Consider the following 21,346-nt stretch of genomic DNA (forward strand, 5'->3'; position numbering starts at 1 on the left):
AACCGTTCCTCGAGACCTTCTGCCTGCTCCTGCAGGACGAACTCGATCGTCGTCAGTCCCGTCTCATCGCTCGCCGCTACCAGCAATCCGGGCTTGAAGAGAAGCTCACGCTCGCGGAGTTCGACTGGTCCTTCAATCCCAAACCGCCGCGTCAGGCCTGCTTCCAGCTACATGCGCTGAAGTTTGTCGCGGTCGGTGAAAACGCTCTGTTCATTGGCAAGCCCGGCACCGGAAAATCGCACGTGGCCAAGGCCGTCGCCTACCAGGCCATCCTGCAAGGCCACAAGGTCCAGTATCTCGAGGCCGATGACTTCTTCAACCGTTACGCCCTCAGCCCCGCCGCTCAGCGCGAAGCTCGACTGCGGAGCATCTCTGACTGCGATCTGCTTGTGCTTGACGATCTGTTCCTCGCTCGCACCATCCCCGACGAAGCCGGCGCCAGCAGCGTCAGCGTCCAGCGTTTGCGGCCGGTGGGCGGCTTGGCGCATGCGGTCGCGACCAGCAGGGCCTCTTCCTTGCCCGTCAGCTTGCGTTCCGCGCCCGGACGCGGCTCCTCGCTCAAGGCCCGCTCCAGATTGCCTTCCACGAAGCGGCGCTTGGTCCGGCCGACGGTGGAGAGGCTGACACTCACGGTCCGGGCAATCTCCTCGTCGCGGCGGCCCCGATCGGCCGCCAGCAAAATCTGCGCCCGCTTGAGCTTGCGGGCGGCGTGTTTGCCGCCGCCGAGCATCGCCGTCAGTTGCGCTCGGCTTGGCTCAATTCGACCCGATAACGTACATTCATGCTTTGCCTCCTTGTCGGAGGCCGGGACGAAGCCAACGATGAGTCAAAAATCAGGCGCGCGTTTCACCGAGAAGCAGGGGCACTACCTCGCTTTCATCCATACCTATTCGTACATGTTCGGACAGCCGCCCGCCGAAGCCGACATCCAGCGCCATTTCCGCGTCAGCCCGCCGACTGTCCACCAGATGATCGTCACCCTCGAACGGAACGGCTTCATCCGACGTCAACCCGGCGTCCCCAGAAGCATCGAGATTCTCTTGCCACCGGAAAACTTGCCCATCCTCGAATGGCTCGGTATCAAAACGTCAAAATCACTATGATGAACCACTAGATTAGCGTTTTCTTGGTTCGAATCATATCAGGCGGCGTCGGCGAGTTTGTAGGACCATGTGTGGACGACCGGATGGCGATTGACGTCGTCGATACCAGCCATGATGCGCTCCTTGAGTTCGTGTTTTGAGGCCACCCGGATGTGGCGGAGGACTGAACGGGCGAACTTGGAGAAGAACCCCTCGATGAGATTGAGCCATGAGCCGTGCTTGGGAGTGAAGGCGAGCTCGAAGCGTCCCACCGGCGAGTGGCGAGCCAGGCTCTGGTTTCTCGCGAGATGTGCGCGGAATGATTGTCGAGGATCAATTTGATCGCAGTGTTCGGCGGATAAGCGGCATCGATAAGCCTGAGGAGTTCGATGAACTCTCGACTGCGGTGACGATCTTTGACAAGGGCGTGGACCTTGCCGGTGAGCAGATCGATCCCAGCCAACAGGCTGAGCGTGCCATGGCGTTTGTATTCATGGTCGCGCGCAAAGGTGGCGTGGACGCCAGGCTTGGGCGGCAAATCCGGCGCCGTCGTTGCGATGGCCAGGAGACGATCGTCACCGGCTTTCCCCGCCTCCTTCCTTTGGCAGAGGCTTTCTTCAGGACCTGGACTTCACGATAGACGCACAGGACCTCCGCCATCTTCTGTTCGAACTCGGCGTCGCGATTTTCAAGATAGTAACGCACCTTGTGCGGCTTGATTTCCTCCCGGCCGAGGATCTTGCACACCGTTCCCTGGACCAAATTGGCCAAACACGCATGCCCCGCCGCCGGCCCGTGTTCACGCGCATGGCGCGCCAAAAGCCGCGTCGTCCACAACTCATGTGGATAGCCGTGGTCCTTGGCCTTGTCGCACGCCAGCGACACCAACCAGGCTTTGGCTTCCGGCGTGATGGTCGGTTCCTTGCCCGGTCGCGGGCGGTCGTCGAGGGCTGCCAGCGGGCCATCGGCCAGCGCCCGCTCGACACAGCGCTGCACCGTCTGATGATGGACCCCAAGTCTCTGGCCCACCGCGCAGAACGAAGGGTTTTCCCGATACGCCAGCAGCATCTGCGCCCGCGACACCCGGCTCGCCAGTTCGATCCTCGACCGCGAAAGCGTCGTCAAGGTCGCAATCTCTTCATCACTCATGGCCAATTCGACCGCTCGCCGCCATCCTGCCATGATTCAGCTCCTCGTTTCGCCGACCGCAAACGAGGAATCCGCCACAACCCGTCCGTTCCATCAATTCAGCCTGCTGCAGCACGCGGGTTTCATGGAATCGGTCGTCTAGTACCTCGTCACAGTGGTTCTGACTGGTTGATTCCGAGCCAATTTAAGATGGGCAGGTCTTCCGGAGGCACGAGGATTTGGATGCTTCGGGCGATGCCGGGTTGACGGCTGATGAGAGCATTTCGTTCGAGCGTCACGATCATCTGGTGTACCGAGGGCGGACTGACTTGAAAGTGGCGCTGCATGTCGGCCTCGGCGGGCGGGCGCCGGAACATGTGGGCGTAGGTGTAGATGAAAGCCAGGTACTGGCCTTGCTTTTCGGTGAAGCCTTGAGCGCTGAGGCTGCGCGCGGCGCCTGATTTTCGATTCATTTGTCGATTCGTCCGGTCCTCCAACAGGGAGGTCGGGATGAATGTACGTTATCGGGTCGAACTGAGCCAAGCCGAACGCAGTGAACTCACCGCGATGTTGAGCAAGGGCAAACGGGCCGCCCGCAAACTCAAGCGTGCCCAGATATTGCTGGCAGCCGATGCCGGCTGCAGCGATGAAGAAATTGCGCGCACGGTAGCGGTGAGCGGTTCCACCGTGTACCGGACCAAGCGGCGCTTCGTGGAAGGCAATCTGGAGCGGGCGCTGAGCGAGGAGCCGCGTCCTGGGGCGGAGCGCAAGCTCACCGGCAAGGAGGAAGCCCTGTTGGTGGCAACCGCCTGCGCGAGTCCCCCGGAGGGCCGCGCTCGCTGGACGCTGGAGCTTTTGGCCGGGGCGATAGTCAATCTCACCGATCACGAGAGCCTGTCGGGCGAGACGGTGCGCCGGCGGCTGGCCGCAAACGGTCTTAAGCCCTGGCGCAAGGATATGTGGTGCATTCCAAAGGTCGACGGCGAATACGTCGCCCGTATGGAAGACGTGCTCGACCTCTATGCCGAGGCGCCCGATCCCGACCGACCGGTGGTCTGCTTCGACGAGAGCCCGGTCCAGCTCATCGGCGAGGTTCGCCAGCCGATCCCACCCGAACCGGGCCAGCTCGAGCGTTACGATTGCGAGTACCGCCGCAACGGCACCGTCAATCTCTTTGTCTGCATCGACGTCCATCGCCCTTGGCGCAAGGTCAAGGTCACCGAGCGGCGGACGGCAGTAGACTACGCCCACTGCATGCGCGAACTCGTCGATGTCCATTATCCCGACGCCGCGTGCATCCGGGTGGTGCAGGATAATCTGTCGATCCACTCCGTAGGCGCCCTCTATGAGGCATTCGCACCCGCCGAAGCCCGACGGATTCTGCGCCGCCTGGAGTTCCACTACACCCCCAAGCATGCCAGTTGGCTCAACATGGTCGAGATCGAGATCGGCGTGCTCCGCGGCCAGTGCCTGGACCGCAGAATCGACGACCCACACTGGCTCCGCCGCGAAATCGACGCCTGGGAACGACAACGAAACGCCGCCGGCGCCCGAATCAATTGGATGTTCACAACCGACAAAGCTCGCGCCAAAATGGGCCGCGCCTATCCCGTCGCGGCCAAAGAGTCATAATCACTGTGACGAGGTACTAGTCGCTTCTCAAGCGTTCCCCACTCCGATCTCTCTGTCTCGCGGATTACACGTATGGATAGCTGCGAAGGCGCTCTAATACCCGAGCCCAAAAAAACAGAGCTCTGTTCGTTCTTTATTGGCTGGAAATGGACAATCTCGTGCGTCATCGATTGTGCACCTAACCAGAGAGTCAGCTTCAAAGCTGCCCCTTCAATCGATATGGTCGCTATTCGGCAGAGAATGAAGCGATGGCATCCTCACCGATAAAAAACTCGACACGACTACCCGCATAATATGAGATCGAGTAGAAGATCGCCGTTCCATTCTCGGCGGTACTCACAGAGTTCGTTTCGACTAGGGTGTCCATAGACGTCAACTTAAGCGTTTCCGCTTCATCGGGACTAGGAAACCTAGATTTTAAACGAATATTCTTTCGTCCAAACGATCTGATGCCAGCTGTTTTAAGGACCTTGGCTGGCGAGAACGCCTTTGCCCGGTTGGCCGAGATCTGCCGATATGCCTTCTCAAGTCGTGGAATGCGCGAGACCGGAAAGTAGGTCTTTACCAAGGCTACGGGAACGTCGTCTGCTTTTCCTAGAGTTACGACCAATAATACACGATCACCAGCTTGGATCTCCAGCTTTTCAGCAATGCCCCTTGTCGCGGCCAGTATCTCACAGGAAATCAACTGCCTGCTTGGCGTCATCGAACTATCAACTAGATTTTGTTCAAACGTCTTCTGAGCCGCGATCTGATACTGGAAAACCTTGTTCGCCACAAAGGTACCGCGACCGAGCTGAACATCGAGAATCCCCTCATTCCGCAGGTGCGACAGCGCGCGCCGGACGGTCTGCCGAGCCACCCCAAATCGCTCTTGTAACTCCATTTCCGCCGGAAGCTTATCGCCAGGAGCTAGAAGACCTTGGTCGATCTCTCGCATGAGAGTCTCGCCTACTTGTCTCCATCGAGTGATACCAGCGCCGCTAAGCGCTTTAGCCATTTGCGTATTCCTGTTTTTCGGCAAATACTGTGTTGTTGCAGAAGCCCTTACCTGACTAGCCACTCATTTCTATATGTCACCCACCTTTAGGAGGGTAATTGACACCAACATCGCGGCTCCGCTGCAGATCGATGCTGCGGAGCTGACCCGTACCGCTGCCGCTTCGCTACCAAATGGACTAAACAAGTCTAGGCAGGCTGAGGCTCTCGATTTGATTTTCCGCTGTACGCGATAAGGGGATAGGGGTCGAGTATGTCATGAAAATGTAGGGCACTCTCTTCCCCGTCAACCAGAAGAATCCCGATTTGAGCCGGCCCTCCTCTATAATTTGGTTTCGCCGGCAGCAATTCAAAATCATTCTCGTAGCACGTACCATGTAAGGCGGTCCAAGTTATTTCCTTCCAGCTTCCCGATGTAGCCCTATGAGTGTGTCCGACGAAGATGTGCCTCACGTTACCAGCCTCGCTTATCACCTCCAGTATCTTTTCCGGCTCGCGCACCATCGAATGATCATTCCAGAAGCCGGTTCGGAAGGGCGGGTGATGCATAAAGACATAGACTGGCCTAGAACCAGCGAGTTGCAACTGCTCTTTCAGCCAAACAAGCTTCACGCCCGAGTAGTCTCCGTAATGCTCGCCAGACTTTCCGGTGTCCAAGAATAGGAAGACACCGTCCTTAGTTTGCAACATGCTTTGGACATGGCCATCCCTGTCTCTCGGCAGATTTGGCGATACCCTCACGAACATATCTCGATCATCATGGTTTCCGATAAGATACCGGATCGGCATCTTCAATGGACTCAAGCACTGAAGAAAGGTTCGATATTCCTGTTCTGAGGGCGTGTCGACGTTGTCGCCCATCATCACACAAAGATCAGCGTCGGGCACGAGTCTTTGAATCGCTCTGACGCACGCGTCGAGACGCTCTACTGGATCGATTCCCCTGACCTTTTCACCACGCACTGTGACGTGGGTATCCGTAATCAAGACGACTTTCATCATCCTCTTAATCTCCGTGCCCCGTTACATTAACCATGAAATACACGCGGAGTTCTTCCGCTCATTCGAACCAACACGTCTGTCAGACCAGCCGCCTGCCATTTCGCTATCTCGTCCAGGGTGATTGTGTCGCTCAAGCCTTCGCCCATGACCACGACCTCTTCTCCGATACGCGGATCGTCCACTTGGGACAGGTCAATCACTGACAGCTCGGAATTCACGGCTAGTACCGGCGCTCTCTGTCCCCTAACCAACACGTAGGCGGTCTGCCCCGCCGTTGCTGACGCGTAGCCATCTCTTCGGCCGAAAGGAATGACTCCGGTTGTCCCGGAAAATAGAGGGGTGGGCCGCCCGTGGGTACCAGTGGTCCGACCGACGGTTTTCCCCGGATAGTCAGGAAGAACGTGGATGAGTTTCGAGCGGACACACTTCAGAACAGGCCTGAGTTGCGAAAAATCAGCCATATCTCTTCGCGCAGATGATTTGCCATATAGAATGCTACCCGCCGCGATTGCATTACAGTTGTCTATCAATCCCATCATTACCGCATTACTAGCCCTCGCTTGCGTAATCGGAATGGTCAACCCTTCTCGACGCAGATCTTCGATAAATTCGCAAAAAGCGGTCGTGCGTTGTTGGGCATAGGATCGGCCAGACGCATCCGTGAACGGCAGGTGCGTATAGACAGCCTCGATCTCAATCCGTGGCATTCGCGCGATCCGCAGAATAGACGGCTTCGCCAACGGAAGCGGAAAACCCAATCGCCCCCAACCGGAATCCACTTTTATATGGATCTTCGTCGGCCCGGCGGAATGCTTGGAGACAGCCTGAGCAAGTTCTAAATTATGAATCGTCGGCGTGAGCCCATGCTTGAGGTAATCAGACACACCGTCGGGAAGCGCCGCCCCAAACATGATTAGCTGCGCTTTCGGTAGCGCCGCGCGGATGGCGACAGCCTCCTCGTATGTGCCACAGCAGAGTGCTTCCACACCGACACTGTGGAAGCGTTTTGACACTTCAACGACGTCACAGCCGTACGCGCTGCTCTTCACGCAAGCATGAATGCGTGTACCGGGCTGGAGCAGCGACCTCGCGACTGAAACATTGTGGTCGAGAGCAGCTAGATCGATATCGATCCAGTTCGGCCGAGTAGAAAATGGAGGGTGCCCTCCGTCACCCACATTCCCTTTTTGAAGCCTCGATACCATCGACATCTCGTCTCTCCTTCGTGATGTTGGGCCAGATAAAAAACTAAATCTGCACAAAGGAGACCTAGCATTTGGACCCGCCGGGACCTGTGTACGGTTGTCCGTATTTACGGTTGTCCGTATTTACGTACAGCTCGCCTCATGTTACGTCAAGCCCAGCAGGGCTCTGGTTGGGCTCTTAACCCTTTGCAAATTCGGACAAGCAGCAATGATCAGCACGGACCAACCGACATGGCACATGCAGCCACCTACAATGCTAGAGATTGAACAGTCAGCCGAGCGGATAACTGGTCAGCTTCGCGTAACGCCACTTCTAGAAAACTCGATATTGAATCGGGAGGTCGGCGGAAGAGTGCTTGTCAAAGCGGAAAGCCTGCAGATCACCGGCAGCTTTAAGGTTCGCGGAGTGCTGAATCGCTTGGCGACACTCACGGATCGTGAAAAGAGTATTGGAATCGTCTGTTTTTCATCGGGCAACCACGGCCATGCTGTGGCATGGGCAGCAAGCCAAATAGGCTGTCGAGCAATTATTGTGGTCCCAGCCGATGCCCCTCCTGTTAAAGTCGAGAGCATACGCGACTGGGGAGCGGAGGTCGTTGCATATGATCGAGCAACCCAGGGTCGCGAACAAATTGTTGGCGATCTGGCTATGACTCACGGTCTGACTATCGTTCCCCCATTTGATGATCGGCGCATCATCGCGGGCGCCGGGACATTGGGTCGCGAGACCGCGGCGCAGGCAGCGGCAATGGGCGTTCAGGCCGATGCCATCATAGTTGGGTGTGGCGGAGGTGGCCTTGCCGCTGGCTGCGGAATTAGCTGGCAGGCCCTTGTTCCAGAAGCGGGGCTATGGATTGTCGAGCCACAAGAGTTCGATGATACCAGCCGAAGCATTCAGCTCGGCTGCCGCGTCCGGAATGTTCGCGCCAGTGGAACCATCTGTGATGCATTGCTTGCACCGACCCCAGGCGAGTTGACGTTCTCAATTAATAGAAGGCTCGCGCGCGGCGCCATCACTGTCAGCGACGACGAAGTGTTGTCCGCTATGCGTGCGGCGGTCCGTCTTTTTGGCTTGGCTACCGAACCTGGCGGAGTGCTACCACTTGCGGCCGTCTTATCGGGGCGGTTCGACACGCGAGGGCGGGAAGTCGTTCTGGTTCTGAGTGGATCAAATGTGGATCCATCACTTCTGTCGTGTGCCCTGAGTCGCAAGGTCTAAACAATTCTACTCACCCTACGCGTTCGCGCTTTTGTCCCAACGGCTATGTGAACCTTCAATCAACAGTTCGCGGTAGGGACGCCCATTGCTGGGGCGCCCACCGGGTCGCCGGAGGCAGTCGCCCGCCTCCGGCTCCCACAGAACGTAGCATGCGGATTTACCGCACTACGCTCTTCGGCAGTTGATTCACAGCACCGCAAGAGCCTGCAGCTCCGGGTAACGGAGGCGCAGCTTTGGTCTCAGTAACGGCGTCCGTTCTTTGATCTGGTTGAACATGCTCCAGTTGAGGGCTCGTCCGGCCCAGCTGCGGCTGCGCAACATCCGATGCCAGTAACGCTCCACGGCGCGGTACACCTTGGCGAGACACCGAAGATTTCCGGCGACGCCGTAGTAGGCATAATGGCCGCGCAGGAAGGCGTTGATTTCGCCCACCTGGTCACTGATCGTGTGATGTCGTATTTGCCGCATAAGCTCCTGCAGAGACGTAAGGCTGCGCCGCAAGCGAGATTTTTCGGTGCGCATCCCAACCTTGAAGTTACCCTTCTGGTTTCGCGTGCAATACAGCGTCAGGCCCAAGAAGTAGATGGTCTCCGGGCGTTTTCTGCCGCGTTTGCCTGCGTGTCGCTGCGCGAACCGACCTAACTCAACCAATTTGGTCTTGGTCGGCTCAAGAGTGAGGCCGAACTTTCCCAACCGAAGGCGAAGCGCGTCCTGGACACGGATGGCGTCCGATCGATATTGGAAGCAGATCACAAAGTCATCGATATAGCGCACCAGCCGGGCTTCGCCCCGCAACCGGCTCTTCACCACGCGTTCGAACCAGAGGTCGAGCACGTAGTGAAGATAAAGGTTGCTCAAAAGTACGCTGATCGATCCCCCTTCCCGCCACCAACAATTTAGTTCTCCTGTTGAAGCAGTCGTCACGCACCTATTCTGTCTCGACCGGCGCGCAACCGACTGTAAAGCACTGCTGTTAGGTTAGACGCATTTGGTCCTAGATAGGCGAAGTTGGGGCGTGGCGCGTGCCGAGGATCATCTCGAGTTCCGTCCGAAGGCCCCTTGCCTCATCAATAAGACTAGCGACGTGGGCAACCGTCGCCTCAGCGCCGCGCGCACCGACGAAAAAGAAATGGCCTCCGCGTATCTCCCGGTGGAGCCGCGACGGCAACGTTCCAACGAGTGTGCGCAAATTCGTCCACTGTTCGCCACGCAGGTCGAGAGGCCCGGCCTCGGAGCGAATCCTCTGGGTGTTGAAGAAATGCCAAGCCGTTCGATCGCTCAGCGCGTGTTTCTCATCGGCCCGATCGGTAGGCACGATGACGGCCGTCAGAGGAAACTCGGCAAACCGAGTGGCGCTCATGTCGCCTTGGGCGTCTTCAAGATCCCAACCCGGTCCCGAAGCCGAGTAGCGTTGTGCTGTGCCCCGAAGCATGATTGGCGTGTTGCACAGATAATGCTGCAAATAGACTCCTTCCTCCAAGATTGGGCGACCGTTGTCGCGTCCCTGGTCGGCAAGCCCAGCAAGAAACCACTGAATCCGGCGATCGCACATCCCTCCGGGAGCCGCGGCGGCAGTGCGCGCCCACAGACCTTGAGAGGTCAATGGTTCGCCACCCGAGTCGACTGGAACGAGACCGGGGAGCGGTGGCACGGCGGCAAGCGAGAGAAAGCAGATCGCGTCGACACCGCGACGGAGGAGTGCGGCATTCACCGCCGCGACTGAGCGCCCGGCCATGCTCCACATAGCGACCGCGACCTGGCGCCTCGGAGTCTCTCGCAACACGGCCGATGTGACCGAACCGATCCAGTCGGCCCAAGCAGCGATGGTCAGATCGGACAAGCCGGCGTCGATAGCGGGGTGATCGCTCGGATAAGAGAGTCCGAGCAACCCCATCCCTTGCCGTTCGAGCCAATAGTCCAGGAAATCGGCGCGGCGGGAGACTGGGTCGCCGTAAGCAATGCGCGCGAGATGGCTGCCGCCGGGGAGAAAGACCAAAAGCGGACGATCGGGGTCTCCACGCCTGAGATACCTCAGACCTGTGATACCGGCGTGCTCGCTGCGCTCCTCTCTGGCGAACAGGGCGGATTGCGTCTTGGCTTCGAACATGTGCGGGACCTAAATGGGAGATCGGATCTCTGCCGGCGAGGCCCCATACTGGTGATTGCGTCGCATCCGAATGCTTCCAAAGAACGTTTGGTCAATAGGGTAAGAGAGCGTGGAGGTTTTCTCTGTGTAAAAGCGCTGCGCTGTTGAAGTGTCCTGCTTGTGCGAGACAACGACGTAGCTGCCATCATCGATGGTGTTTGCAATCTTGAAGTTCTTCTCGGCAGGGAACGAGAACCAACCCGTCACCAACTGAATGCGCCGGGCTGGGACGCGTCGTACGGAGATCAAGCCCGCTGTGATCCTTGATGGCTGCGATGTTGGCGCATAGCCAGGCGTCTGGATGACGGCATCTGCGCGGGTATACAATCCGCCTAGATAATTTTGCGCGGTTGTCATGACCTTGTCTCCAATTTCACGGCAGGTTGGCGCGTTGACGGCGCGTAAAACTTGTTAAGATTCAAATCTTTTGTGCTGTTTCGAGCGGCGACGGCGTTAGCCAGCTCTTCTGGAGGTTCTACCGCCTTATATTTACGAGCGGTTCGATTTCTTTCGTTAGAGCTTTGACCGCAACTTCCGGCGCTTCTTTCAATCCAACGACGCGAAGCAGATGGTCGGTCACGATTGTAAAAATGCGTGGGGCGTTTGGTCCGGGTGGTGCATACCAGCCTGTGGCAACATCAAGGCGACTAAGCACCGCGTTTGCGTTAGGGCGCTGCGCAAGCAGTGACTTCAATTCAGGCGATGCATTAATCGACCGCTGGTTCAGGGGGTAATAACCACTGCTTTCGGCGACTATCTGTTGCCCTCTTGGTCCAAGGGCAAACTCAATGAACTTTAGAGCAAGCTTCTGTCTTTCTGGATCCTTGGTCAGGATCGAAGTTATCGGTCCAGCCGTCGCGATCGTTCCCCCTTCTGGCTTCACAGGAAAAGGTTCCGCGAGCACTTTGAAGCGATTGCCCGCGGCCTTTTCAGCAAAAGCGATTGTTGAACTCGTGCCGGCCAAGACACCTATTGTACCTGCGGCAAATGCTTGGCGCGCCTGATCTCTTGTCATGGCAGCCGTTGCTTGCCCGGCTTCACCAAACCCCTTCAGAACGTTCATTGCGGCGCGCCCCGCTGGCGTATCGATTTGCAGGCGCGTCTCATCTTCGTTCATCAGACTTCCGCCGTTTGATTGAAGAAGCCAGAGTAGCGAGATTGCACCTCCTCCATCAGCTTCGATATAGCCCCCGACGATCGGTGGTCCGAGGCGATTGATCTTTCGTGCCAGGGCCAATACGCCATCCCAATCGGTTGGCAAATTATTTGGATCGCTTCCCGCTTTGCCAACGAGGTCAGAGTTGAACAGGATTGTGGGAGTCGCCACGCCAATCGCGGCGCCATAGATTGCTTTCCCTACCCGTCCTTTTTCACGGACCACGGGGCTTGCTCTTGCTATTTCGAGTTCTGGGTTGGCTGCTATGAATGGGTCGAGTTCAACCGCCAGACTGCGCTCGGCGTACAGACGCTGACCGCTGCCGACCACAACCAGATCAGGGAGTGGCTGGCCGATCGTGGCCCGCCGAAGTAGGTCTTGCGCGAGATCGTCATAGCTACGGGGCCCCGGAGGAACGTTCACTTTGACTCCAGGATTGGCGATTTCGAAGGCAGCCCCGATATGCTCCAACAACTTCGTATTGTCACTTCCGGCCGCAATTTCCAATGTTTCGGAAAATGCAGCGTTCGCCGCAAGCAATGCCGCGACGAAAGAGATGCTGCAAAGCACTCGCTTGAAAGAACTCATTGTACGACTTCCTTTTTCTTTCTATTGGAATCGGCAGTTTATTTCACGGCTCCGCCGGTTAGTCCTTCGACGAACCAGCGCTGGGCGGCCAGAAATGCGATGACGAGGGGCACGACGACGAGGGTTGAGGCGGCCATGAGGGGGCCGTAGTCGTTGCCAGCCTCCTCGTTCTTGAACGCCATGATGCCGAGTGGAGGCGGCATGAGAGACTGGTCGCGCACTGCGATAAGCGGCCAGAACAAGTCGTTCCAGTGGCCGACCACCGAGAAGATCGAGAAGGCGATGACGGCTGGCAGCGCCATCGGCACCATGATCTTCCAGACGATCGCGATTTCGGAGAGACCGTCGAGCCGCGCGGCATGCACCACGTCATCGGGGATGGTCTTGAAGAACTGCCGGAACAGAAAGATGCCGAAGGGCGAGACCACATAAGGGAAGATGAGCGCCGCATAGGTGTTGAGGATGCCGAGCTGGTAGGCGAGGATGAAGAGGGGCAGCGAGAGCACCTGATGCGGCAGCAGCAGGCCGATCAGCACCATGCCGAAGAGGAGGTCGCGGCCTGGAAAGCGCAGCTTGGCCAACGCATAGGCGCACGGGGCGCAGACAAAAATCTGGAGCGCCAAAATCATTGCGCAAACGATGAGGCCGTTGCCCATGTAGCGCGGCAGCGGCGCTTGCGTCAGCGCCCTGGTGTAGTTTTCAACCCCGTAGAACTGGGCAGGCCAGAAGGAGAAGCTGGTCCGGAAGATCTCCCCCGGCGGCTTGATCGACAGCGACACCATCCACACGAAGGGCACGAGGATGAGGGCGCCGGTGACAAGCAGCACCGCCTGGCGAAGAATGGCGGCCGGCGGCAACAGGCGGTGGGAATGCGTGTTGGCACTCATTGGTAATGCACCTTCCTGTCCATGAGCCGGGCTTGAACGAGGGTGAGCGTCACCACGATGGCGAGGAAGACGACGGCAACGGCGGCGCCATATCCGGTGCGCAGATACACAAAGCTCTCTCGATAGAGCGTGTAGAGCAGCACTTCGGAGGCGTGGCCAGGCCCACCTTGGGTAAGGATCTGGATCGTATCGAAGGCCTCGAACGCTCTCAGCGCGATGACGATGACGATGAACATCGAGACCGGCCCCAGCATGGGCAGGGTGACGGTGCGCAGCTGGTCGAGCCAAAGGTCAGCACCGTCGACATCGGCAGCATCGTAGAGATCCTGCGGGATGCTCTTTAGGCCGGCCAGGAATAGCACCATGGCGTAGCCGAGATTCTGCCAGACGCCGATGACGGCCAGCACCGGGAGGGCCGTATTCTCGTCGCGCAGCCAGTTGGCGGTCGGCAGGCCGATGGCAGCGAGCGTCTGGTTGACGAGGCCGATCGTGGGGTGCAGCAGCGCCTCCCAGGCGATCGCCATGGCCGTGAGCGTCGCCATGAAGGGCAGGAAGTGAATGGCGCGGTAAAAGGAGCGGCAGGACTTTCCGCTCTCGATCAAAAGCGCGATCAGAAGACCGGGGATGAGCGTGCCCGGCACGACGATCAGAACGTAGATCACGGTGTTGAGGAGCGAGGTCCTGAAACCGTCGTCGGCGAAGACCTCGCGGAAGTTGGCGAGGCCGACAAAGGAGAGCGTCCGTGCGCCGAACTGCCAATCGGTGAGCGCGATGACAAAGACGCCGATCACCGGCAGGAAGAACAGGACGAGCAGAAAGCAGACTGCTGGCCCCGCCAGCGTCCAGGCCGCCATCGCTTCTGTAAAGGCACGCCTGCGGCCCAGTGAGGCGGCGGCTGTTGGGAACGTTCGAACGCCACGGGTCGGGGACGGCTCGTCAGGGGCGCCGGAAAGAGCAAGAGGCTCGCTCATCGGGCGATCTCCCGGATCGGCGTGACCGATGCCCGGCCAGATTCCACTTTCCGGCGCAAACGCCGCCCATCGCCGGCAAAGAGAAGCACGCGGTCCGGCCTGACGCCGACATGCAAAGTCTGGCCCGGGACGATATGAGGGGCGCGTTCGGCGAGCAACCTAGCGATCAACGGATGATCGAGGCCCGCCAGATCAAGATGAACGAAGAGATCGGAGCCCATATGCTCGATCATGCGCACGGAACCGGTCAGCGCGCCCGGCCCGCCATAGTCGACGAGATAAAAAGCTTCCGGGCGAATGCCGAGGGTGAGAGGCGCGCCGGGGAGTGCGTCGGCCTCGATGGTGAGCGTCGATCCCGCCAGATCGATCAGGCCGCGTTCGCGCACCACGCCCTCGAGCATGTTGATCTTGGGCGAACCGATGAATTCGGCAACGCGCCGGTCGTCGGGATCGGCATAGATGTCCTGCGGCGGATCGACCTGCAACAACTCGCCGTCTAGCATCACCGCGACCCGGTCCGACAGCGTCATGGCCTCGGCCTGGTCATGGGTGACATAGACGAAGGTGACCCCGAGCCGCTGGTGCAGTTCCTTGATCTCAGCGCGCATTTGCACACGCAGCTTGGCGTCGAGGTTGGACAGCGGCTCGTCCATCAGGAAAACAGCCGGATGGCGCACCATCGCCCGGCCGACCGCGACGCGCTGGCGCTGGCCGCCGGAGAGCTGCCCCGGTTTGCGGGCCATCAGGTGGCCGATACCGAGGGACTTGGCCGTACGGGTGACTTCCACCTCGATCTCGGCAGCGGTCCGCGCCGTTCCTGGCAGCAAGTGGCCGAGGAGAGGAAGCCTCTGGAAGGCGGAGAGCCGGCTCATCCGGAGCGGCAGCGCCATGTTGGAGGCGACCGTCATATGGGGATAGAGTGCGTAGGACTGGAACACCATCGCCACGTCCCGCCGCTTCGGCCTGCGGCCGTCCACCGCCCGCTCGCCGATCGAGATCGAGCCCGCGTCCTGCACCTCGAGCCCCGCCAGGATACGCAGCAGCGTCGACTTCCCACACCCCGATGGCCCCAACAGCGTCAGGAACTCGCCATCCGCTATCGACAGCGAAACACCCCGCAAGACCGACGTCGGGCCGTAATTCTTATCGATACCGTCAATCAATACGGATGCCATCGCCCTACTTCCACATTGGTCATGAATCTTTGCGGAGCACGGCAATGAGATTCTGTCTCGTTTGGACGTGTACGCCGAAGTGTGAGGACTTCAAAACCAAAACGACTACAGTCGGATGACGCTCATCGAATAATTCGATCTAATCATGCGAACATGCGATGCATGGTGCTCCTGGACGAGAATAATGTCGTCGGAAGAGCTGTCGCGCACCGTCGTGAAGATCGTCCGGAACAGAGCGTGCCGCCCGCTGCGAAGAGCCTCGGTATTACTCAGAATTCGGTCAGCCGCGCCTCGCTGTCTTGGAAACCCATCTCGGCTCGAAGCTGATCGAGCAGCGCGGTCGCAACAGCGAATTGACCGACTCCGTCGGCTCTTCGCCAATGCAGTCGCCGGGCCGCTGCAGGCGATCCTGCTCACCGCTTTAGGGCATACGCCGACGAGACGAAGGCGAACCGCATCGTGTGTGCACCTCATTCACAACCTTTGCCACGACGTTGCTTGTTCCCAACGTCCAGACATTCACATCGAAATTCATGGGGGCGGTGATCGACGTCATCAACTTTCTGTCCTTATCCTTATCCTTATCCTTGTCCTCGACCACGGACAACTTCGACATGTTGATCATGCGCGAGCTTGCGCTGTCGGATCCTCCGGACCTTTGGAACATATATGACGAACTGGTCTCGCGTCGGCGCGCCGCAACACGTCGCCGGACGTGGACATGCCGCGCGACCTCTATCCCGCTGTTGACCGTTACCTCCGGACCGGACGCGCTCCCACATGGCTGCGTGCCATGAACTTCAAGAGCGGCGATGGGTGGCTCGGCCAAGCGCTGCGACCATCACGACCTCGCGCTTCCGGTGGTGACGACCGGCAATTGCCTGCTGGTTGCCTTGGCGAATCCGTGTCTCTCACCCGTTCCCCGGGCCTTCTCGCCGTGCTGCCGGACACGCGGGTCCCAACCGGGATGCAGTACCGCGCCTATCGTAGCCGCACAGGGCGTCAGCGACCTGGCTCGTGGGGTCGTTAGTCACGCAAGGCTATCGCGGCATGTCATTGCATCGCACACACCGGTTTTGGAAACAAAGGTCTTAGACACCAAGAAAACACCGCCATTGCTCGCACACTCGGCATATTGCGGTATCCCGCTTCAAGCTGTTGGTTGAATACTAGCTTGCTGCAACGAACAGAAGTTTTCGTTCATCCCCTGTTTCGACGCCGAGGAACCATTCATGGTCTCCCCGCAAGCCTTCCCCAGATCTGAGACCATCCCCTTGCTTATCACTGTTGGCGACGCCCCCTCGTAAGAGAGCGCTTCTGTTGTGCGCTCAGCCAGCAATGCTCAAGCGCTATCGCGGCTAGAAGCGAACAAGCACCATGCCCTGAACACGGTCAGCTGTGCCACCCACAACCCCGTTCGAGTCGGTAACCAACAGCGTGCGCGATCCATGTTGATACTCAACACCGAGGTCGACGGAAGGCACGGGGCTGTAGATCAGATTGACGCTTGTAGCCCACAAGCTCCTGTTGATCACACTCGAGGTTGTGATGAATTGGGTGACATAGTTGGGATAGTTGAGGCTGGCGGCTGCAACGATGGCATTGCTCTGTAGATTTGGAAGGAACTTGTACTGCAGGCCAACAAGCCCAGCCGTCGCTGTTACCGTATCAATTTGAGCCCTTTGGGCAGTTACGCCGGACAAGCCAAAGTTGGTTACGGCGCCAAATCCTGTACTGACCGTGCTAAGATAACGACCGATACCGGATCCATGGTTTGCCGTCGCAAACAGTGTTAGACGCTTATCCAAAAGGTTGAGCGCACCGCTCGCGCCAATGCCATAACCCAAAGTCGACGCGTCATATCGTTGCGCAGGAACAGCAGCCTCATTGTTGATCTCGATATTCCGAACCATGCCTCGCAGGGCGAAAAACCCACTTTCTCCACGCCACAGGACTCTCGCGGTAACATCTGGAGTTCCGCTCAGCGTAAAGCCCGCGCCACCATTCGAATCGGGATAGCTCGTTCCAGCGGTACTTGTGACATCGTTATACGTGTTCTCCACGCCAACACTAAACGTCGTCGGTCCAACGCTCTTACTGTATTGAACCGCTGCTTGGCGGATGGAACTGGTCCCCGGCATGGTCCAATCAGATACGCTACGTATCGGGTTTAGTGTTGCGTCGCTGAAGAGCGAGGAAGTTTGCCCCGCAACGACGGACCCCCAACCTTCCGTTTTGCCAAATTCTCCAAATGCTAACCTAAGTCTTGTAGTGAAGTTCGATGAAGTTGCCTGACTCGTAAGATCATACTGCCCGCCCCAATCGATCTCGAAGACGGTGCGAACAGTTCCAAAGCTTTCGCTAATCGGCCTCCTTACATCAAGATTCAATCGCGAATATTGAGCTCCAGCACCAACGCCTCCTGGCGTTCGGGCGCCCAGCACGCCACTCGATAGCGGAATCGATGGGACGGTAATTGTGGCAGATCTGTTGCGCGGCCCGAAATCTCCGTAGACATTGAGCTTTGCAAAGCCGGAAAACTTGAAGGACGTGTCGGTGCCCGGAATGCGCATGCTCCCGGGAAAGCTTCCTTGCAGCGGATCTGCTCCATTCTGCGCTGCTTGCGCTTTCGCACGAGCAGCTTCGGCCTGCATTCGCGCCTCCTCAGCACGTGCCCTAGCCTCCTCTGCCTCCTTTTGCGCCAATTTCGCCGACTTAGCCGCTGCACGATCAGCGCGCGAGCCAGCTTGCTCGGCAGCTTCAAGTGATTGGACCCGAGCTTGCAGACGTCTCAGTTCTTGCTTCAGATCGTCCGAGGACTCGGCATGAGCTACGGAATGTGAGCACCAAAATGTGCAACCAATCAGGGCGCTGGTCGCGATCCATCGTGATGCCATTGACCTGCTGGATGGCCGCGGCCGCGAAAATTCAGATACATCTCGGGTAGATATTTCTCCGACCAACTTGTTTAGCACTGAAGTCCCCCATAAGTACGCAAACATAGGCAGCTATGTTTTTCATGTAGGAAAAGAGAAATCGTAGATGTCTGTGTTCGCCCGTAACGCGTCGTGCCCAGCTAACGAGCGAGAGACGCATTCCTATCAAGGCCAGCTTCGGGATCGGCGTGACTGACGCGACGTCTGATCCCGGCTGCGTAGCAATGGACGTGTTCAGGCGTGTTGCCGACGTGCGGCGTTTGGCCATCAACGACATGAGGCGCGCGTGAAATAACCGTACGCCGTCTACACGCTCGGCTCGTGCGACGATCGATCAGCGTGCTCGCAATTCGTCCAGGACGAATAGCACTGGCTGTGAATTCAGACTGCGCAAAGTCGCGACTATGTAAGTCAACGCGCTTAGTTGAAAATGCCATGCCCCTGTCCTTAGGCCGAACTTGTTTCTGCCGAGCGCAATATCGTCGGGAAGCAAAGGGCCGGTGACAGACATCAACTAATGCGATGGATAGTTCTGGTTTGGCGATGCATTGACGTGAGAACGCGCCAGCGTGCAATTCCACCTCTTGCCTGAAGGCTGATCGCGCTACCAATCACGGGCTCTTGCCGGCAATGCCATCCGACGGCTGAAATCTGCTCTGAACAGGTTCAACAAAAGCGCGACGGAGCGCACCTCGCCAACTGGTGGACGAGGCGAAGCCGTGCACAAGGTGTAGGATGAGCGCTGCCAAGTGTATGGCGCACGAATGTTGGGGCGCGTCTTTGCCTGATCGCGCGTCGCGGCACATGGCGCAGCGGCGGCAATGCCCGACGCCTCATGTGATCGCGCTTGCTCCAAACGCCGGCGCACATCCGTTCACGCGCGAGCTTATGCTTTCGGATCCTTCGATCCTTTGGGGCATCTAGATCAACTGATCTCGCGCGCGCCGCAATGCGGAAGATATCGCAATATTCGATCATTTCATTCTAAAATGCGATAACTGGATTGGTTAGCCCGTGTGAGAGCGAGTAGACGTTCTCGAAAATCTTGCTTCGAACTTCGCAGGTTTACGATCTTGTCTCTCGTTGCAGAACGGCTGAATGTCGTCCGTCCCTCTGAAACCAAAGCCATGACGGCCCGCGCCGCCGAACTTCGCGATCAGGGCGTCGATGTGATCACGCTCAGTCAGGGCGAGCCGGATTTCGACACGCCGCCCGCTGTCTGCGAAGCCGGCATTCGGGCGATTCTCTACGGGCGAACGAAATACACGGCCGTCGCCGGGATCAAGCCGCTGCGCGAGGCGATCCGCAAGAGCTTCGGCCGCGATCACGGACTCGATTACGGGATCGACCAGATCACGGTGGGCTGCGGCGCCAAGCAGGTCGTCTTCAACGCGCTCTTCGCCAGCCTCGATCCGGACGACGAGGTGGTAATTCCGACGCCGTGCTGGGTCTCCTATCCCGATATGGTAGCGCTCGCCGGCGGCAAGCCGGTTCTCGTCGCCTGCGATGAATTCCATGGTTTCAAGCTGCGCCCCGAGGCGCTGGAGGCGGCGATCACGCCGCGCACCAAGTGGCTGATGCTGAACTCGCCATGCAATCCGACTGGTGCGGTCTGCAGCCGAGGCGAGTTGCTCGCGCTCGCTGCGGTGCTACGCCGCCATGCCCATGTCCATGTGCTGTCCGACGACATCTATGAAAAGCTCACCTATAACGACGACTTCGCTACCATGGCCGCGGTCGCGCCAGACCTCTACGAGCGCACCCTGACGGTCAACGGCGTGTCCAAGGCCGACGCAATGACCGGTTGGCGCGTCGGTTATGGCGCGGGGCCTTTGGCGTTGATCAAGGCTATGAACCTCATCCAAAGCCAGACCTCCTCGCACACCAGCTCGATTTCGCAATATGCCGCCATCGAGGCGCTAACCGGTGGCCGGCAACATATCGAGGAATTCGCGAGCGCCTTTCTGCAGCGCCGCGATTTCGTTGTCGCCAAGCTGAACAAGGCCGAGGGACTTACGTGCCGGGTGCCGGACGGCGCCTTCTACGTTTTCCCCTCCTGCGCGGGTGTTATCGGTAAGCGCACGCCGGATGGCAAAGTCATCGAAACCGACACCGATTTTGCGATGTATCTGCTCGAGGCTTTCGCCGTGGCCGTCGTGCCCGGCAGCGGCTTCATGGCCTCGCCCTATATCCGCATTTCCTATGCCTCGTCGCTCGAGGACCTCACCCGCGCCTGCGACCGCATCATAGCGGCCTGCGCCGCCCTGTCCTGAAAGGTCTCCGATGTCCGCTGCCAAACGCCTCCGCGCCCGCATGGCCGAGACCGGCCTCGTCCACATCATGGCCGCCCATAGCCCGCTTTCGGCGATCCTCGCAGAAGAAGCCGGATTCGATGGCCTGTGGGCCTCAGGATTTGAGCTGTCGGCGCTTTACGGCGTTGCGGACATGAGCCTGATCTCGATGACACAGCATCTCGATATGCTGCGGGCGATCGCCGGACGCACGACGCTGCCGATCGTCGCCGATATCGATACGGGCTACGGCAACGCGATCAATGTGATCCATGCCGTCAGAGAATACGAGCGAGCCGGCGCGAGCGCCGTCGTCATCGAGGATAAGACCTTTCCTAAGGTAACGAGCCTTGTTGCGGGCGGACGCCAGGAGCTGCTGCGCATTGAGGAGTTTCAGGGCAAGATCGAAGCCGCCGGTGCGACAAAACGGGACCCAGATTTTCTCGTCATCGCCCGCACCGAGGCCCTGATCGCAGGCCTCGGCGAAGCGGAAGCCCTGCGTCGGGCGCAAGCCTATGTGGAGGCTGGCGCCGACATGATCCTGATCCATTCGAAAAAGAAGGATCCCTTGGAGATTGAAAACTTTTCGCGCGCCTGGACCGGATCGGTGCCGCTGGTGATCGTGCCGAACGCGTACCCGGATCTCGACGCCGAACGGGTCAAGGCGCTTTGCAACATCCGCATGATGATCTACGGCAACTACGGCATCCGCGCTGCTGCAAGTGCTATCCAAGAGACCTTCCGCCGGATCATCGCAGACGGTGGCGTCCAGAACGTCCACAAGGACATTCTTCCGGTGGAGGAGATTTTCAGACTTCAGAAGATGGACGAGGTTAAGGCAGCTGAAGCTCGCTTCCTTTGCTGAACGCACCATTCCGTCCCCGCCGTGATTGTCGGGATTTCAACACGATAGGCAGGGGCTGAGCTCC

The 21,346-nt window shown here is 58.6% G+C and carries 19 protein-coding genes and 2 pseudogenes; 6 read left to right on the forward strand and 15 right to left on the reverse strand.

Annotated elements, in window-relative coordinates; genetic code table 11:
- Positions 1-65: 65 nt before the first annotated feature.
- Positions 66-344, forward strand: a pseudogene (locus tag CP49_RS48815) (ATP-binding protein); the annotation flags it as partial.
- Between the two features lie 92 nt (positions 345-436).
- Here the strand turns inward: CP49_RS48815 and CP49_RS43860 are convergent.
- Positions 437-783: pseudogene (locus CP49_RS43860) on the reverse strand (helix-turn-helix domain-containing protein); the annotation flags it as partial.
- A gap of 113 nt (positions 784-896) precedes the next feature.
- Between CP49_RS43860 and CP49_RS43865 the strand changes: the two are divergent.
- Positions 897-1,103, forward strand: a complete 207-nt coding sequence (locus CP49_RS43865; RefSeq protein WP_249734851.1) for a LexA family protein — start codon at positions 897-899, stop codon at positions 1,101-1,103.
- Positions 1,104-1,110: 7 nt separating this feature from the next.
- Here CP49_RS43865 and CP49_RS49070 read toward each other — a convergent pair whose 3' ends face one another.
- The 3 genes from CP49_RS49070 to CP49_RS34625 all read right to left on the reverse strand — a co-directional run bounded on the left by CP49_RS49070 (position 1,111) and on the right by CP49_RS34625 (position 2,683).
- Positions 1,111-1,530 (reverse strand): hypothetical protein, encoded by a 420-nt coding sequence (locus CP49_RS49070; RefSeq protein ID WP_338060441.1) that lies wholly within the window; start codon positions 1,528-1,530, stop codon positions 1,111-1,113.
- Complete coding sequence (locus CP49_RS49075; protein ID WP_338060439.1) at positions 1,416-2,207, reverse strand: helix-turn-helix domain-containing protein; 792 nt, start codon at positions 2,205-2,207, stop codon at positions 1,416-1,418. The genes CP49_RS49070 and CP49_RS49075 overlap by 115 nt, the downstream gene beginning before the upstream one ends.
- 173 nt (positions 2,208-2,380) lie before the next feature.
- Entirely contained in the window at positions 2,381-2,683 is a 303-nt protein-coding gene (locus CP49_RS34625; protein WP_057854599.1) for a LexA family protein, read from the reverse strand.
- Between the two features lie 37 nt (positions 2,684-2,720).
- Between CP49_RS34625 and CP49_RS34630 the strand changes: the two genes are divergently transcribed.
- Complete coding sequence (locus CP49_RS34630; RefSeq protein ID WP_057854600.1) at positions 2,721-3,842, forward strand: IS630 family transposase; 1,122 nt, start codon at positions 2,721-2,723, stop codon at positions 3,840-3,842.
- Positions 3,843-4,068: 226 nt separating this feature from the next.
- Here the strand turns inward: CP49_RS34630 and phnF are convergent, their stop codons facing one another.
- From phnF to alr, 3 genes are all read right to left on the reverse strand, one after another.
- Complete coding sequence (phnF, locus tag CP49_RS34635) at positions 4,069-4,842, reverse strand: phosphonate metabolism transcriptional regulator PhnF (protein ID WP_057854601.1); 774 nt, start codon at positions 4,840-4,842, stop codon at positions 4,069-4,071.
- Positions 4,843-5,030: 188 nt separating this feature from the next.
- Positions 5,031-5,843 carry a metallophosphoesterase gene (locus tag CP49_RS34640; protein WP_057854602.1) on the reverse strand — a complete coding sequence of 271 codons (813 nt, stop codon included), beginning with the start codon at positions 5,841-5,843 and terminating at the stop codon, positions 5,031-5,033.
- A gap of 26 nt (positions 5,844-5,869) precedes the next feature.
- On the reverse strand, positions 5,870-7,054 hold the full coding sequence (gene alr, locus CP49_RS34645; protein WP_082646405.1) for an alanine racemase: 1,185 nt from the start codon (positions 7,052-7,054) through the stop codon (positions 5,870-5,872).
- A 202-nt stretch (positions 7,055-7,256) separates the two neighbouring features.
- Here alr and CP49_RS34650 point away from each other — a divergent pair, with 202 nt between their 5' ends.
- Positions 7,257-8,267 carry a threonine ammonia-lyase gene (locus tag CP49_RS34650; protein WP_156438832.1) on the forward strand — a complete coding sequence of 337 codons (1,011 nt, stop codon included), beginning with the start codon at positions 7,257-7,259 and terminating at the stop codon, positions 8,265-8,267.
- Between the two features lie 186 nt (positions 8,268-8,453).
- On the opposite strand, the gene CP49_RS34655 is transcribed toward CP49_RS34650, so the two are convergent.
- From CP49_RS34655 to CP49_RS45515, 8 genes are all read right to left on the reverse strand, one after another.
- Positions 8,454-9,191: a reverse transcriptase domain-containing protein gene (locus tag CP49_RS34655; RefSeq protein ID WP_245311032.1), complete on the reverse strand. Its 738-nt coding sequence runs from the start codon at positions 9,189-9,191 to the stop codon at positions 8,454-8,456.
- Positions 9,192-9,261: 70 nt separating this feature from the next.
- Positions 9,262-10,374 carry a hypothetical protein gene (locus CP49_RS34660; RefSeq protein WP_057854604.1) on the reverse strand — a complete coding sequence of 371 codons (1,113 nt, stop codon included), beginning with the start codon at positions 10,372-10,374 and terminating at the stop codon, positions 9,262-9,264.
- Positions 10,375-10,383: 9 nt separating this feature from the next.
- A complete protein-coding gene (locus CP49_RS34665; protein ID WP_057854605.1) occupies positions 10,384-10,770 on the reverse strand; it encodes a hypothetical protein in 387 nt (128 codons plus the stop codon).
- 118 nt (positions 10,771-10,888) lie between these two features.
- Positions 10,889-12,157, reverse strand: coding sequence for an extracellular solute-binding protein (locus CP49_RS34670; RefSeq protein ID WP_057854606.1), 1,269 nt, complete (start codon positions 12,155-12,157; stop codon positions 10,889-10,891).
- A gap of 38 nt (positions 12,158-12,195) precedes the next feature.
- The gene (locus CP49_RS34675; protein WP_057854607.1) at positions 12,196-13,044 is read right to left on the reverse strand and encodes a carbohydrate ABC transporter permease; all 849 of its coding nucleotides are present in this window, start codon (positions 13,042-13,044) and stop codon (positions 12,196-12,198) included.
- Positions 13,041-13,898: a carbohydrate ABC transporter permease gene (locus tag CP49_RS34680; RefSeq protein WP_197423332.1), complete on the reverse strand. Its 858-nt coding sequence runs from the start codon at positions 13,896-13,898 to the stop codon at positions 13,041-13,043. Before CP49_RS34680 ends, CP49_RS34675 begins: the two co-directional genes overlap by 4 nt.
- Positions 13,899-14,011: 113 nt before the next feature.
- Entirely contained in the window at positions 14,012-15,190 is a 1,179-nt protein-coding gene (locus CP49_RS34685; RefSeq protein WP_057854609.1) for an ABC transporter ATP-binding protein, read from the reverse strand.
- A gap of 1,358 nt (positions 15,191-16,548) precedes the next feature.
- On the reverse strand, positions 16,549-17,844 hold the full coding sequence (locus tag CP49_RS45515) for a DcaP family trimeric outer membrane transporter (RefSeq protein ID WP_197423331.1): 1,296 nt from the start codon (positions 17,842-17,844) through the stop codon (positions 16,549-16,551).
- Positions 17,845-19,253: 1,409 nt separating this feature from the next.
- Between CP49_RS45515 and CP49_RS34700 the strand changes: the two genes are divergently transcribed.
- Positions 19,254-20,399: a pyridoxal phosphate-dependent aminotransferase gene (locus CP49_RS34700; RefSeq protein ID WP_156438834.1), complete on the forward strand. Its 1,146-nt coding sequence runs from the start codon at positions 19,254-19,256 to the stop codon at positions 20,397-20,399.
- Positions 20,400-20,439: 40 nt separating this feature from the next.
- Entirely contained in the window at positions 20,440-21,282 is an 843-nt protein-coding gene (locus tag CP49_RS34705; protein ID WP_276326872.1) for an isocitrate lyase/phosphoenolpyruvate mutase family protein, read from the forward strand.
- Positions 21,283-21,346 lie beyond the last annotated feature (64 nt).

Origin of the sequence: Bradyrhizobium valentinum (genome assembly GCF_001440405.1) — a bacterium.
Lineage (GTDB): Bacteria > Pseudomonadota > Alphaproteobacteria > Rhizobiales > Xanthobacteraceae > Bradyrhizobium > Bradyrhizobium valentinum.